Annotated in this window: 11 protein-coding genes; 9 read left to right on the top strand and 2 right to left on the bottom strand. The window is 35.3% G+C overall.

The window, feature by feature from the left end; genetic code table 11:
- Position 1 precedes the first annotated feature (1 nt).
- The 9 genes from NCWK1_RS22480 (at position 2) to NCWK1_RS22440 (ending at position 11017) form a co-directional block, all read left to right on the top strand.
- Entirely contained in the window at positions 2–1069 is a 1068-nt protein-coding gene (locus tag NCWK1_RS22480) for a glycosyltransferase family 4 protein (protein WP_103126244.1), read from the top strand.
- Positions 1070–1132: 63 nt separating this feature from the next.
- Positions 1133–2122, top strand: a complete 990-nt coding sequence (locus tag NCWK1_RS22475; RefSeq protein WP_103126243.1) for a glycosyltransferase family 2 protein — start codon at positions 1133–1135, stop codon at positions 2120–2122.
- 106 nt (positions 2123–2228) lie between these two features.
- Positions 2229–3392 carry a glycosyltransferase gene (locus NCWK1_RS22470; RefSeq protein ID WP_103126242.1) on the top strand — a complete coding sequence of 388 codons (1164 nt, stop codon included), beginning with the start codon at positions 2229–2231 and terminating at the stop codon, positions 3390–3392.
- Between the two features lie 120 nt (positions 3393–3512).
- Positions 3513–4325: a hypothetical protein gene (locus tag NCWK1_RS22465; RefSeq protein ID WP_103126241.1), complete on the top strand. Its 813-nt coding sequence runs from the start codon at positions 3513–3515 to the stop codon at positions 4323–4325.
- 104 nt (positions 4326–4429) lie between these two features.
- Positions 4430–5680, top strand: coding sequence for a glycosyltransferase family 4 protein (locus NCWK1_RS22460; RefSeq protein ID WP_096576560.1), 1251 nt, complete (start codon positions 4430–4432; stop codon positions 5678–5680).
- 17 nt (positions 5681–5697) lie between these two features.
- Complete coding sequence (locus NCWK1_RS22455) at positions 5698–6876, top strand: glycosyltransferase family 4 protein (RefSeq protein ID WP_103126240.1); 1179 nt, start codon at positions 5698–5700, stop codon at positions 6874–6876.
- A 122-nt stretch (positions 6877–6998) separates the two neighbouring features.
- A complete protein-coding gene (locus tag NCWK1_RS22450) occupies positions 6999–8312 on the top strand; it encodes an O-antigen ligase family protein (RefSeq protein ID WP_103126239.1) in 1314 nt (437 codons plus the stop codon).
- Positions 8313–8452: 140 nt separating this feature from the next.
- A complete protein-coding gene (locus NCWK1_RS22445; RefSeq protein WP_103126286.1) occupies positions 8453–9688 on the top strand; it encodes a glycosyltransferase family 4 protein in 1236 nt (411 codons plus the stop codon).
- 153 nt (positions 9689–9841) lie between these two features.
- Entirely contained in the window at positions 9842–11017 is a 1176-nt protein-coding gene (locus tag NCWK1_RS22440) for a glycosyltransferase family 4 protein (RefSeq protein ID WP_103126238.1), read from the top strand.
- Positions 11018–11048: 31 nt separating this feature from the next.
- Here the strand turns inward: NCWK1_RS22440 and NCWK1_RS22435 are convergent, their stop codons facing one another.
- Complete coding sequence (locus NCWK1_RS22435; protein WP_245894972.1) at positions 11049–12275, bottom strand: nucleotidyltransferase domain-containing protein; 1227 nt, start codon at positions 12273–12275, stop codon at positions 11049–11051.
- Positions 12276–12508: 233 nt separating this feature from the next.
- Positions 12509–13966, bottom strand: a complete 1458-nt coding sequence (locus NCWK1_RS22430) for a glycoside hydrolase (RefSeq protein ID WP_103126236.1) — start codon at positions 13964–13966, stop codon at positions 12509–12511.
- Positions 13967–14478 lie beyond the last annotated feature (512 nt).

The raw sequence follows: 14478 nt of genomic DNA, 5'->3' as shown, positions 1-14478 counted from the left end.
TATGAAATCTATATTCCTACCGCGAACAAATGATGATAATCCATACCAAAAAGAGCTAATTAACCATCTTAATAAATTAGGTATTCAAGCAGAACTACCGGATGCTTCAATATCAACAACTTTTTTTTTACCAGCAGTATTTTTTCCTCAAAAAACCAATATAGTACATTTACATTGGCTGAATCCTTTTTTTGCAGGTTCAACCATCTTAGAAAGATTACTAAAACTATTATTTTTTATTTTAGAATTAATTATTTTGAAAATAGTAGGAATCAAAATTATTTGGACTGTACATAATCTGAAAAATCATGAAAATAAAAACCTAATTTTAGATAGTTTATGTAGCAGTTGTGTTGCTAGATTAGCCAATGGCATTATTGCCCATTGTGACAGTGCCAAAGAAGAAGTTATAAAGTCTTTTTCCCTAAGTAATCACGATAAGATATTTGTTGTTCCACATGGTAACTATATCAATTGTTACGATAATAATATTGAAAAAAGCCTAGCCCGAAAAAGCTTAAATTTAGATGATTCTGCTTTGGTTTTTCTTTTTTTAGGAATGATTAGGCCATACAAAGGAGTATTGGAACTAATCGATAAATTTAAACATCTAAATAATAATGCTAGTCAATTAGTGATTGCAGGAAAAGTATATCAGAATAGTCCCGAAATGACAGATATGCTTTTACAGAAGATTGATAATGATCCAAAAATTAAATTTATACCGGGATTTGTTCCCGCCGAGAAAATTCAAATTTATATGAATGCTTGTGATGTAGTTGTCTTTCCCTATCGAGATATTTTAACTTCAGGAGCCGTAATGCTGGCTATGTCTTTTGGTCGAGCCTGTATTGCTCCACGCAAAGGATGTATTGGCGAAGTACTAGATAATGATGGAGCATTTTTATATGAAATTGATGATGAAGGTGGTTTAATTAAAGCCATGAATTCAGCCTTAAAACAACAATCTCAACTATCAAATATGGGTCAATATAATCGCCAAGTAGCAGAAAAATATGACTGGAAAACTATAGCTGAAATCACAGGCAATGTATATCGTCAATGTTGATAATTTTGTAATATTTAAGAGTTTTATAGTTAATACATAAATATTATTAAAAATATAAAAATTATGAACATATCAATTCAAGAGCAACCAATCATTAGTGTTGTAGTGCCAACATTTAATCGAGCTAATCTTTTACCACGAGCAATTTCCAGTATTCTCAAACAAACTTTTCCTAATTTTGAATTGATTATTGTTGATGACGGTTCTACAGATAACACGGCTGAAGTGGTTAAAGAATTTACAGATCCGCGAATTATATTTTTACCTCTAGGTAAAAACTATGGTGGTAGCTATGCACGCAATCAAGGTATTAAAGCAGCAAGTGCAGAACTAATCGCATTTTTAGATAGTGATGATGAATGGCTCCCTGAGAAGCTAGAGTTACAGTTAAAACGTTTACAAGACAGTGATGATCCTGATGCTACTGTTATCTACGGACTGGGATATGAATGTGCTGAAGGACAACAAAAAATACCTAGCTTAGTTCTTTATGAAGGAGATGTGCTTGATCATTTATTGAGAGGTTGGCTACCTCCTACTACATCACTATTTATGGTTAAGCGCTCTGCTTTACTAGGGGTGAATGGTTTTGATGAAAGTCTACCTAGTTTTCAAGACTACGATTTATGGTTAAGTCTAGCCGCCGCAAATAATCATTTTTTAGCAGTAAATCAACCACTTATTATCAGATATTTTCATGACCAGCAAATTAGAGGTAATTTAGCAGCAAAATCTACAGGTTTGGAAATATTTAAAACTAAGTGGGGTGAAATTATGAAACAGCGTGTTGGCTACATAGAATATTGGAGATTTATCTCCTTAAAAACTTCAATTATTCAGTTAATTCGGGTAGGTAAATCAGTGGAAGATGGTAAAAAACTGCTGGCTTGGGGTTATGTTATTGGCTTATTAAAATATTTACCTTGGTCAGCAAATATGATTATTAAGGGAATAGTATTATCAACCTTGGGCAATAATGGATATCGGGCAATTTTTCTGTTTAAATCTAGAATTAACCAGTTAATTAAGGGTTCCAAAACATATCAATATTGAGCAACTTTTTCGGCAATATAATTAACTCATAAAATTAAGGCGATCGCCCAAAGCAAACAAGCTAGATTATTTCTTAGTAATTAGGTTAGCAACTCATCAAAATTTCATGTTAGATAAAAACCCGGATATTTCCAATCCCGCCGTTGTAATCTTCAGTAGCCTCTTACTTCCTCCTTCTCAAACATTTGTGCGAGATTTATTAGGAGAACAATTAGAAATTTTTACTTCTTATTATGTGGGTTCGCGTTTTGTCAAAGGATTAATGTTACCTCCAGAACGCACAATAGCAGTCAATCAAGGAAACTTACCAGGTAAATTAGTAGAGGCTGCATTTAAATTTTCCGGCTTTGCCCCCAAACTGTATCAAGAACTACAGCGGATCAGTCCTGTTTTAATTAATGCTCAATTTGGGTTAAGTGGCGTATTAGCACTTCCATTAGCCCGAAAATTGAAAATTCCTTTATTAGTACACTTTCGAGGCGCTGATGCCACAGTAAAAGAAGAGTATGCTCGTTATGCTTCTGTAAATCATTGGATTTATTATCGTCGTCGAGAAGCACTGAAACGTGAAGCCCAGATATTTCTTGCTGTATCTAATTTTATTAAAACAAAGCTCATAGAGCAGGGTTTCCCAGAGGAAAAAATCATTACACATTACGATGGAATAAACATTACCAAATTTCAACAAGATGTTTCAGTTACCAGAGAGCCTGTAGTTCTATTTGTGGGGCGTTTAACAGAAAAGAAAGGTTGTGAATACCTGATTAAATCAATGGCACGAGTCCAATCTATTTTACCTAACACCAAATTAATAATTATCGGAGATGGTAACCTAAGATCAGAGCTAGAAGCTCTAGCAGCAAAATTATTGAGCAAATATCAGTTTTTGGGAGTACAACCCTCAGACGTAGTAAAAAACTGGATGAACCGGGCCAAAGTGTTAGCAGCACCAAGCGTTACCGCTGTTCAAGGAGATTCGGAAGGATTACCTACTGTTGTCGTTGAGGCGCAAGCGATGGCGCTTCCTGTTGTTAGTACGTTTCATGCTGGTATCCCAGAAGCTGTGATTAACGGAGAAACTGGTTTTTTAGTAGCAGAGCGTGATGTTGATAGACTAGCTGAGTATATTTTGGCTCTGTTAAAAGATAATGAAAAATGGCAATACTTTAGTGTCAAAGCCAGAGAACATATAACCAAAAATTTTGATAATTCCAAACAAATCAAAATTTTAGAAGGTATTTATAGCAGTTGTTTAGCAACAAGAATTTAAATATATTTTTGATGTTTTATCTCAGACAATTATCACGCCCACTTTTCTACAAAAAAATCATAAACTTCGTACATTAGTAAATAAATTTATTTAAACAAATAACATTTCGAGCGCACAAGTATGACTAATGAACCACAACTAACAATTTTGGTAAATAGCACAGATAGTTTTGAAGATTGTTGGCAGCCTTTCTTCAAGCTTTTCTCTATTTATTGGCCAAATTGTCCATATCCTATTATTCTCAATACAGAGACAAAAACCTTTGCTTATCCAGGCTTAAATATTCAGTGTTCACAAGTTGGGCTAGATGAATCAACAGCTAAATTAAGTTGGAGTGATTGCTTAATTCGGTGTTTAGATAAAATTAATACAAAATATGTACTGTATTTACAAGAAGACTATTTTCTCAATGATTATGTAAATACAGATCTGATTGACCAATTTCTCCAAATTATGGAGCATGAAGAGTGCGCCCATATTCGGTTAATGGAAATTGTTGGTAACAGAAACGAACCATACAATAAATTGTCTAAATACCCTTTACTCTGGGAGTTGCGGCAAAAATGTAACTATCGCATAAGTTTGCAAGCGGGTATTTGGGTCAAAGATAGACTGAAGTTTTATTTAAAACCAAATGAATCAGGTTGGGAATTTGAACGCTGGGGTTCGATTAGAGCAAGTAAAGAAACAGATAAATTTTACTGCCAAAGTCTTGACTACTTTAATCGTCAAAATAAATTTATTATTCCCTATAGTTTAACAGGAATAGTCAAAGGCAAGTGGTTAGAAGAAGCTGTGGTTGATTTGTTTGAAAAACATGATATTAATGTTGATTACTCAGTCCGGGGTTTTTACCGTTTAAATCAACGACAACAATTGATTCAAACAATCAGAAAAGCTAGTCGTAAATTATTTGTGGAAATGTTTTCTTAACTGGCTTATTGTGTAGAAACAGTGATTAATCTTACTCTAAATACATGAAAAGAACTGAACAATTGAAATAAATGCCACAATTTTTTCACGGGAGCCATTAATTCATGAAAGTTCTTGTGTCTGCCTACGCATGTAGACCACACATGGGTTCCGATCCTGGTATCGGCTGGAATGCGATTAACGAAATTGCAAAAAAACATCAAGTCTGGGTTTTAACCCGTAAAGATAACTCTCCGTTCATTGAAGCTGAAATTAAGGAGAAATCAATATCTGAATTAGAATTTATCTATTTTGATTTACCTGGTGCAGATCGTTGGAAAAAAGGTTCTGGACTAATCATATATTTGCATTACTATCTGTGGCAAATACAAGCATATTTTGTGGCAAGAAAGCTACATCATAATATTGGTTTTGATATAGTTCACCATGTATCTTATGTGACGTATAACTATCCAAGTTTTTTATCTTTGTTACCAATTCCTTTCATCTGGGGGCCAGTTGGCGGTGGAGAATCTGCACCGAATACTTTTTGGCAAAATTTCCATTGGCGGGGCAAAATTTACGAACTATTAAGAAACTTGATGCGTTGGACTAGAGAAAATGATCCCTTTGTGCGTCTTACAGCCAAGAGAAGCATTCTAGCCTGGGGTATGACTCAGGATACAGCAGTCAAATTAAAAAAGTTAGGGGCTGACAATGTGAAAGTTTTTTCTCCTATAGGTTTACCCCAGCAGGAGATAGATATGCTTGCTCAATCTTTAGTACCCAAAACTTCCCCAGTGATATTCATCAGTATTGGTAGATTGTTACACTGGAAAGGGTTCTATTTAGGTTTGAAAGCTTTTGCCCAAGCAAATCTCACAGATTCTGAATATTGGATTATTGGAGATGGGCCAGAACTGAAATATCTGCAAGCTCTGGCGGAAAAATTGGGTATTACGCAGCAAGTTAAGTTTTGGGGTAAGCTGCCAAGAGAGAAAATTTTTAAATTATTAGGAGAATCTCATGTGCTAGTTCATCCGAGTTTACATGAGTCAGGTGGATTTGTCTGTATGGAAGCAATGGCAGCAGGTAGACCAGTCATTTGCCTTGATTTAGGGGGGCCGGCTTTGCAGGTGACGGAAGATACAGGTTTTAAGGTTTCTGCTCATACTCCCGAACAAACTGTGCGTGACTTAGCAACAGCAATGACTTGTTTGGCTCAGGATGCCGAATTACGTTTGCGTATGGGAAACTTAGCTCGCATCCTGGCAAGGGAAAACTTTTCTTGGGAGGCAAAAGGTCATACTTTAGCTCAAACTTACGCAGAAATTTTGAGTTCTCCAGAAAGTTTGACATCTTCAAGTGCGATTTAGCTTTGAATTCCTAAATTATGCAGATTCTAAGTATTCATAACAACTATCAAATTCGTGGCGGCGAAGATGAATCTCGTGAGGCTGAAGAAAAACTATTACGAGAAATGGGTCATGCAGTTGATGTTTATCAAGAACATAATGACCGAGTTCCATCTATTGGCGCTGTCCCGATGGGATTGAGATCTATCTGGTCTAAAGAATCTTACAACATAGTCAAACAAAAACTTCAACAGTCAAACTGTGACATTGTTCATATTCAGAATTTTTTCCCCTTAATTTCTCCTTCGGTTCACTATGCAGCCAAGTCAGAAGGAGTACCAGTGGTGCAAACTCTGCGTAACTATCGCCTATTGTGTCCCAATGGCTTATTTTTTCGGGATGGCCTTGTCTGCGAAGATTGTATGGGGAAGTTTATTCCCTATCCTGGCGTTTGGCATGGTTGCTATCGGGACAACCGCCCAGCAACGATCGCCGTAGCAACTATGTTAACTGTTCATCGGGCTATGCGTACTTGGCTGGAAATGGTAGATGTTTACATTTCTTTAACTGAGTTTGCCCGGCAGAAATTTATTGCCGGCGGTTTCCCAGCCGAAAAAATTGTCGTCAAGCCTAACTTTGTGCATCCAGATCCGGGTGTGGGAAATGGTTCTGGTGGTTATGCTCTGTTTGTCGGCAGACTATCTGTAGAAAAAGGATTAGATACTTTACTGGCTGCTTGGAATTATCTAGAAGGGAAAGTTCCTTTGAAAATTATTGGAGAAGGGCCTCTAGCAGATCAAGTAGTGGAATCAGCCAAAAGATTACCCAATGTAGAATGGCTAGGACGTAAACCAATCACTGAAGTACATAAATTGATGGGAGAAGCGATGTTTTTAGTTTTTCCCTCTAAATGGTATGAAACTTTTGGTCGAGTAGCGGTTGAGGCATTTGCTAAGGGTACGCCAGTCATTGCTGCTAATATTGGAGCAATCGCAGAATTGGTAGATGCTGGACGTACTGGATTGCTTTTCTCACCTGGCAACCCAGAAGATTTAGCAACTAAAGTACAGTGGGCGATGACTCATCAAGAGCTACTAGCTCAAATGCGTCAAGAAGCTAGGAACGAATTTGAATCTAAGTACACAGCACAACAAAACTATTATCGGATGATGGAAATTTATGAGTTAGCTGCTAATCGTAGTCTGTTAAAAATTTGATGAATCTAAATCATATAAAAATTACTGTTATTTTAACCTTAGACAAAAATATTTCTTCCGTTCAATTTATATTTGAATTGTTTTCCTCTCCTAACCTTAACAAATAACAGTTAAAGCAGCTTATGCTCAATAAACCAAGTATTTATCTGAAAAGTGATACAGAAAAATCCACCATAGCCGATAAATTTCTCAACTGGTATAGTTGGGTTCTTTTGGGATATGCTCTGTGTGGACGAGGATTTTCTTACTTCGGAGTTGGGCCTTTTTATATCGGGGAAATTACTCTTGTTTTCGGATTATTCACGTTAAGTATAAACAAGTCTATCCCAAAAATTCTCAAGCTACCGCATACTTGGTTTTTAATTATATTTATGGTGTGGTGTTGCATCAATACCATACCTTATTTTCCCATCTATGGTTTGGACTGCATACGTGACGCTGCATTGTGGTACTACATATCTTTTGCTTTGATAGTTGCAACCTTATTACTTGGTAAACCACAGCGCTTTTTGTTTATGGTTGCCCAGTATGAGCGTTTTTGCAGAATTTTTATTATTCTTCTACCATTTCTATGGTTAATGGCCAGAACATTACCATTACCTAGTTTACCTGGTGCTGGAGCTAAAATTATCTCTCCTAAAACAGCAGATGCCATGACTCATTTGTCTGGAATTACTGCTTTTTTTGTTGGGTCTAGTTTGCTAGATTTTCAACCATTATTATTTACTTTGATGTTTTTTATCAACTTGGGTGTAGTAGCTCTAAATGCAAATCGTTCAGGAACACTGGCTTTTCTCAATGCTTTTTTTCTAGTTGGACTTGCTAAGTATAAAAGTAGTAAAATTTGGCGCATAGTAACTATTATAATTTTGATTGTTTTATTGGCTGTAATTATCAAACCAGAAATTTTTCAACCATTTATCAGCAAAATCTTCAGCATTTTTATTAATAATAATGAAAGACAAGGTTCAAAAGAGTATCGCTTAGAATGGTGGACTTATTTAATTAAAAGTACTATCTCAGATTATTTTTGGACTGGGCGAGGATTTGGGTTCAATTTGGGTGCTGGTACTGGTTTTGACCCAGTAGGTGGTGGTGTTGTGCGTAGTCCCCATAATGGTCATATAACTGTACTTTCGCGTACTGGTATTCCTGGTTTTGTTCTTTGGTTATTAATTCAATTAAGTTGGGCTGGTAGCATACTGGCTAAATATTTACAGTGTAGAAGAAAGGGAGAAACAAAATGGGCTGGCATATTTTTAACTTTACTTGCTTACTGGGTAGCTAGTATGACTGTCACATCATTTGAAGTGATTATTGAAGGCCCAACAGGAGGTATTTGGCTATGGACAATGTATGGTATTGGTTTAGCCGCAATGCAAATATACAAACGTTATCCCCAAATTCTTGAAGCGGAAATTGACTCTGGACAATGAGTAACTCATCTTAATATTTAAGAAATTTATTTGTTAGATATATTTCTCATTTAAAGTACTTAAATATTACCCAAGTTATTTTTTTACACACTATTAATGCTGAATTAATGCTGCATACAACTTAATACAACTTAATGATTATGAAAATTCTAATTTCTGCATACGCCTGTGAGCCAGGTCAAGGTTCTGAACCAGGAGTAGGTTGGAATTTTATTCGAGAAATGAGCAAATATCATCATCTCTGGGTTTTAACTTCTAACTGTCACCGCCCAGGAATTGAAGCCGAATTAGCCCGCCAGCCACAACCCAATCTCAATTTTATTTATCTAGATCCTTTTGGTTTAATTATAGATTGGAGCCAAAAAGGAAAATCCACCCAAAAGTGGGTATATATTCACTATTATTTATGGCAAATGAAGGCTTATTTTATTGGGCGATCGCTCCATCATCAAATAAAATTTGATATTGTGCATCATGTAACTTATGTCAAATATACTAGTCCAAGTTTTCTTTGTTTATTACCGATTCCTTTTATTTGGGGGCCTGTAGGTGGAGGAGAATTAACTCCCAAAAATTTTTGGCAAAGTTTAAATTTTCGCAGCAAAATATATGAGTTTATTAGAAACACAGCTTGCTTCATAGGAGAGTGTGATCCTTTTGTCCGCTTAACAGCCAAACGCAGCATTTTAGCTTGGGCGACAACAGAGGATACAGCCAAAAGGCTGCAATATTTAGGAGCAAAAAATGTTCAAATATATTCTCAACTTGGTATATCTCAGGAAGAATTAGCGAGTTTTGCAGATACCTCTCCATCTCATCGATCTATTATCAAGTTTATCAGTGTGGGTAGACTGTTGCATTGGAAAGGATTTCATTTAGGACTATTAGCATTTGCAAAAGCAAACATATCTAATTCTGAGTATTGGGTTGTTGGAGAAGGATCGGCGCGAAAACATCTGGAAAAAATCACCCAAGAACTAGGCATTGATCAACAAGTAAAATTTTGGGGTAGTTTGTCTCGTAACGAGACTTTAAGTAAAATAAGAGACTCCCACGTACTAGTTCACCCAAGTTTACATGACTCTGGGGGATTAGTTTGTTTAGAAGCTATGTCTGTAGGTTTACCAGTGATTTGCTTAAATTTAGGAGGGCCAGCACTTCAGGTTACTCAAGAAACTGGTTTTAAAATTCAGGCAAATACACCAGTACAAACAGTCAACGACATCGCTCAAGCAATGATATCTTTGGTTGCAGAGCCAAAATTGAGATTAAAGATGGGTGCGGCTGGGAAAAAGAGAGTTAGAGATGCTTTTAGTTGGGAATTTAAAGGGTTGTTTGTGGCTCAATGTTACAAAGAAGTTTACAGTCAAAGATAGCTAGATTTTCTCTAATTGCTATTCCCTGTTTTTATAGACTATTCATATAAAAATAAAGTTCAGATAAATTTTTATTAGTGTATCCCTCAGAACCAAAATTACTACACCTTAACTGAATAGTATTAATTCATATCCAACAGTTCAGAAAAAAGCATGAAGCTGTTAATGTTACACAATCGCTATCGATTAAGCGGTGGTGAAGATAAAGTAGTTCAGGCAGAAAAAAGCCTATTAGAAGCTAATGGGCATAATGTGATTTTATTGGAAGAAAATAACCTAAATATAGTTAATATTTGGGATACATTGGCAGCAGCTGGGGGAGCCATATATTCCCTTGCATCTAAACACCGAGTTCAAGCAGAGATTACGCGTTTTTCTCCTGAAATAGTTCATGTACATAATTTTTTTCCTTTACTCTCTCCTGCTGTATATGATGCTTGTTATAGTGCTGGAGTACCTGTTATTCAAACACTGCATAACTATCGCCTTGCTTGTCCTAAAGCAATGCCATTTCGAGATGGCAAGATTTGTGAAGATTGTATTGGTAAATTAATCCCTTGGTCTAGTGTGGTGCATGGCTGTTATCGTAATTCTCATCTTCAAAGTTCTGTTGTAGCAGCAATGACTACATGGCATAGATTAACAGGTACTTGGCACCAGAGAGTCAACGGTTATATTGTTTTAACTCAATTTCAAAAGGAAAAAATGATTCAAGCTGGACTACCAGCAGAAAAAATTTATATTAAACCAAATTTTGTTTTTCATCCAAATACTGTGGAGTTTAATAGTCGGCGTGATGATTACTTGCTGTTCGTTGGTAGACTATCAGAAGAAAAAGGAGTTTCTGTTCTGATAGATGCTTATATCCATAACAATATATCTACACCATTAAAAATTGTTGGAGATGGCCCAATACGTCAATTATTACAGAAACAAGTTCAACGAGCAGGTTATGCAAATTTAATTGAATTTTTAGGATATCAAGATAAATCAACAGTCATGGAACTAATGAAAAAAGCTAAATTTTTAGTTCTTCCTTCAATTTGGTATGAAGGTTTTCCATTAACAATTGTGGAAGCATTTGCTTCTAGTTTACCTGTACTAGTTTCTAAGTTAGGAAGTATGGCCGAAATTGTTGAAGATCAGGTCAGCGGATTACACTTTGAAGCTGGCAATTCACAAGATTTAGCAGCTAAAATACAATGGGCTATTAATCATCCTGAGTTTATGAATAATTGTGGTAATAATGCTCGTTTTATGTATGAATCCAGATATTCTTCAGCAGTAAATTATAAGCAATTAATGTCTATTTATAGGCAGTTCATTTAAAAAGTAATTTATCGTTTAATATAGTTTTTATTTATTTTATATTTTGATTAAAAAAAATCATCCGCACTGGTCGAACAAAATAGTACAAAAATGATAAAGCTTTAGGTAAACGGATAAAACTTTTATCAGCGATCGTAGGAACCATAATCTGCTCGTAGCAATATGTTATCTTGTCCCAAGGATTTTCTATTAACTTTAAATGAAAGAGGATAGATTTTAATTGACTTTGTGGTGCAGTATTTGGCAGATTACAAGTCAGTTGAATAATAATTTCTAAAGTTAGATTTTTGACTAATGAGTTACCTTCTATTTTTTGTAAAATAAATTCAGGAAGTTGAGCATCTAAGACATGATGAGCAAGCGAAAGTCCTAGTAACAGCATTCGTGTCATTTTTAGCTTTATAGCAAGCTGCCAAATCTTCTCCCAATTCACATCAGCATAGGTACGTAGTACTTCAGCCAAGTCACATATTCTATTCAACCATAGCCAACAGTCTTTTCCACCTTGTGAACAGAGAATAATGATCAGATTTTCCGCAGAAAAGCTAAGTATTTGTTTACCAGTAAAAGATATTAATTTGGTATCTTCCCATATCCATTCTGAACTGTAGGGTACTGAAAATTTCTTGGATAACACTCCTTGGTGAACATCTAAAGTAACTTGCTCTTGGCGATTAATTAGATGTAGTTCCCAATGAGAACGTAAATAAGCTTCTTGGTCGAGAATATTGAGAGATTTAAGATAAGCGGCTTCTTGTTCACTGCTATCTGCATACGGCTCAAATCCTTTATCCATCAAAAGTTGTTTAGTTTTAATAAAGTCTTCTCGATGTACGAGCAGATCCAAATCTCCAAAAGATCTACGTGAGATATCTCCGTAGGCTGTGATAGCTAAAATAGGCCCTTTAAAAGGAATGACAGGAATGTCATATTCAGCGAAAATATTTAATATATTTAAAAGTTTACTCGCCATTAACAGACTATTCTGTGTATTAATATAATAATATTTCTGTAGTGAACTAAATATATTACTAGGAATAGATTGAGAATCTATTTTACTAAGATTAATAAATAACAAAGATAAAACTTTGTGGTAAGCAGCAATTTCAATGAGATATTGCCAGTTAATTTGAGCTTGTTGTAACAAAGTTTGGATAGTTATAGAACTTTTTTCGTCTAGGTAAGTGCGAGAACAACAAATTAATAGTTCTATTTCAGGAGTTAGAGTATTTTGTTGAAGATGTATTGTTTTTAACAAGATTTTGCTTATATATTATTAGAATAATCGATATATGATTTTATCACACATATCTATATTTATAGCTTAGTGATGAAGTAAGTATTAAGTCGAGTGTGTTTTGGCTATGTAAGTATTTGAGAGTTTTGTTGATTTAACTAAAATCTAGAAAAAAATAGCTAGAATTTCCTCTAGCTAAAACGTTGATGATTGATTAACTTAGTTTGGGGAATTTACAAAGGCTATCGTTTTAATTACTGATTGCGAAGAGTAATAAGATCCAAACTTTCTACTTTGGGAATAGTAACTGTTCCTTTACGCATCAAAGCAGTGCCAATGTAGACGTTATTCACATTGCTGTTAGAACGATACATTTTCATCTTGATGTCTCCAGTTTGAGCTAGTTCTTCTATAAACACTGTGACAGCAAAAGTTTCTGCTTGACGACCAGATTGTGCGTCACTCACCAATGTACCTTCTGGATAACCCAAACCAGCAGGTAGAGCAAAGAAAAATTTGTCAGAAGTGTAATTACTTATCCCTATTCCCCAAGAACCGTCTGGGTTTTTAGCACTAGCTACAGTAATTCGCGGTTTTTTACCAGAAGACCATCTCATATCTTTCTCTAACGAGCTATAGCTTTTGCGGAATACGGCTCCGACATCAAAGGTTCGAGTTAGTTGCTTGAAGTAATGATATTTTTGGAACAACTGATATTTAAATGGGCTGATAGTGTAAGGAATTATTCGTGTAGAGTTATCTTCGGTATGTGATGGTGCATGTCCAATAAACCAAATCCAGTGAGTAACCCGATTGTTCATATCATTGAGAAAGCGGGAAGCCGCAGAAGCGGCGTTAAGAGCGTCTCCGGGTTCTTCTGGGCCATTGTTACCAGCTTCTGTCATCCAATATTCTTTATCTGTTCCTTCAATTTGCGAGACTATCCAAGACGCTGCGGCCATATTGTAAGAATGGGTAGAAATCGCCGCCAGTGCTTTCCAAGCTTCGGAGTCATTTTTGATGGCTTTGATGATTCGGACAGCGATACTATCAGCATTAGCCAACTCAGGTGTAATTATTTTGACATCTTGTAAATTACGATTATCTAACTCTTGGCGTAGCGCCTTAATCATCACAGGCCATTGAGAATCTTTGAATCTGATTGAATTATCATTAGGCTCGTTTAATATGCCTGTAGCATGAAGTTTAACTCCATATTCTTGCTTCATCCGAGATATGAAGTTGGCTAAAAGAGTAGCATAATTGAATATCTCAGTATCTTTAATGTAGATACTATCTTCAGACTTCATATACGATGGTAAGGCACCAGGCGCTAACAGCAGTGTAGTACATCCATTTGCTAAGGCATCAGCAATAAATCCTGATTTTACATAAGGATTTACGAACACAGGCATGTTTTCTACACCGGGTTGAGGTGCATATTTATTTCCGTCAAACCATAGCCTAACAATCTTGAATTTCGCATCATTACATAGCAGTTTTTGCAGTGTATTTTTTTGTGATTGTGTTAGCTTTGCATATCCATTACTACCAGCAATAGTTGAGCTAAATCCTAACCCTTGAAATGCTTGTTTTGCTCCTGATTTAACTGTGATGTTAATAGGAGTAATTGCTAATGCACTAGCTAATGGTTGTGCCAAAAATGCAGCAGAGGCTACTAAAGAACACAAGAAAGAATTACGTTTACTCATGAAAAATCCTGAAGTCATTAGGGAACACTAAACTCTTGCAATTTCTCTATATCCGAGAAATTGCGTAAATAGGTTTAAAACTACAATGTGATTTAGGTTAACTTAATATTTGCGTGATTGGTACTAGAAAAAACTCGTAACTAGTGTTAAAAAAAGAAAGCGTTACGTATCATAAAAAACTGGTAATTCTACGCAATATTTAAATTTAATCAGAAAATACTTAATCTTCTTTAATTTGCAAAGCAGTGTCTAACAGTGTTTTGCATCCTTTATCTATCATTTTCAATTTTTATGTAACATGTAACACCAATCATATAAATTTTGATATTTTTGAGTATATTCTAGGAAAAATAAATTGTAATTTTTTAAATAAGTATTTTTATTTTTTTGTAAAAAATATCTATCTGTCTTAGGTGTAGATTGGAAAAGTAATAGGATTTCCAGAAAGATATATTTGATACAGCTATCCTGAATGAGTTGTCAAGTTATACCATTTCACTAAAAAAATGATA

It is taken from the genome of Nostoc cycadae WK-1, from assembly GCF_002897135.1.
Taxonomy (GTDB): Bacteria; Cyanobacteriota; Cyanobacteriia; order Cyanobacteriales; family Nostocaceae; genus Nostoc_B.
This window is presented reverse-complemented; position numbering and strand designations above follow the sequence as displayed.

Excerpts from the sequence above, each read along its gene's own strand:
- NCWK1_RS22480 (WP_103126244.1), top strand. The coding sequence starts at position 2 with ATGAAATCTATATTCCTACCGCGAACAAATGATGATAATCCATACCAA.
- NCWK1_RS22475 (WP_103126243.1), top strand. The coding sequence starts at position 1,133 with ATGAACATATCAATTCAAGAGCAACCAATCATTAGTGTTGTAGTGCCA.
- NCWK1_RS22470 (WP_103126242.1), top strand. The coding sequence starts at position 2,229 with ATGTTAGATAAAAACCCGGATATTTCCAATCCCGCCGTTGTAATCTTC.
- NCWK1_RS22465 (WP_103126241.1), top strand. The coding sequence starts at position 3,513 with ATGACTAATGAACCACAACTAACAATTTTGGTAAATAGCACAGATAGT.
- NCWK1_RS22460 (WP_096576560.1), top strand. The coding sequence starts at position 4,430 with ATGAAAGTTCTTGTGTCTGCCTACGCATGTAGACCACACATGGGTTCC.
- NCWK1_RS22455 (WP_103126240.1), top strand. The coding sequence starts at position 5,698 with ATGCAGATTCTAAGTATTCATAACAACTATCAAATTCGTGGCGGCGAA.
- NCWK1_RS22450 (WP_103126239.1), top strand. The coding sequence starts at position 6,999 with ATGCTCAATAAACCAAGTATTTATCTGAAAAGTGATACAGAAAAATCC.
- NCWK1_RS22445 (WP_103126286.1), top strand. The coding sequence starts at position 8,453 with ATGAAAATTCTAATTTCTGCATACGCCTGTGAGCCAGGTCAAGGTTCT.
- NCWK1_RS22440 (WP_103126238.1), top strand. The coding sequence starts at position 9,842 with ATGAAGCTGTTAATGTTACACAATCGCTATCGATTAAGCGGTGGTGAA.
- NCWK1_RS22430 (WP_103126236.1), bottom strand. The coding sequence starts at position 13,966 with ATGAGTAAACGTAATTCTTTCTTGTGTTCTTTAGTAGCCTCTGCTGCA.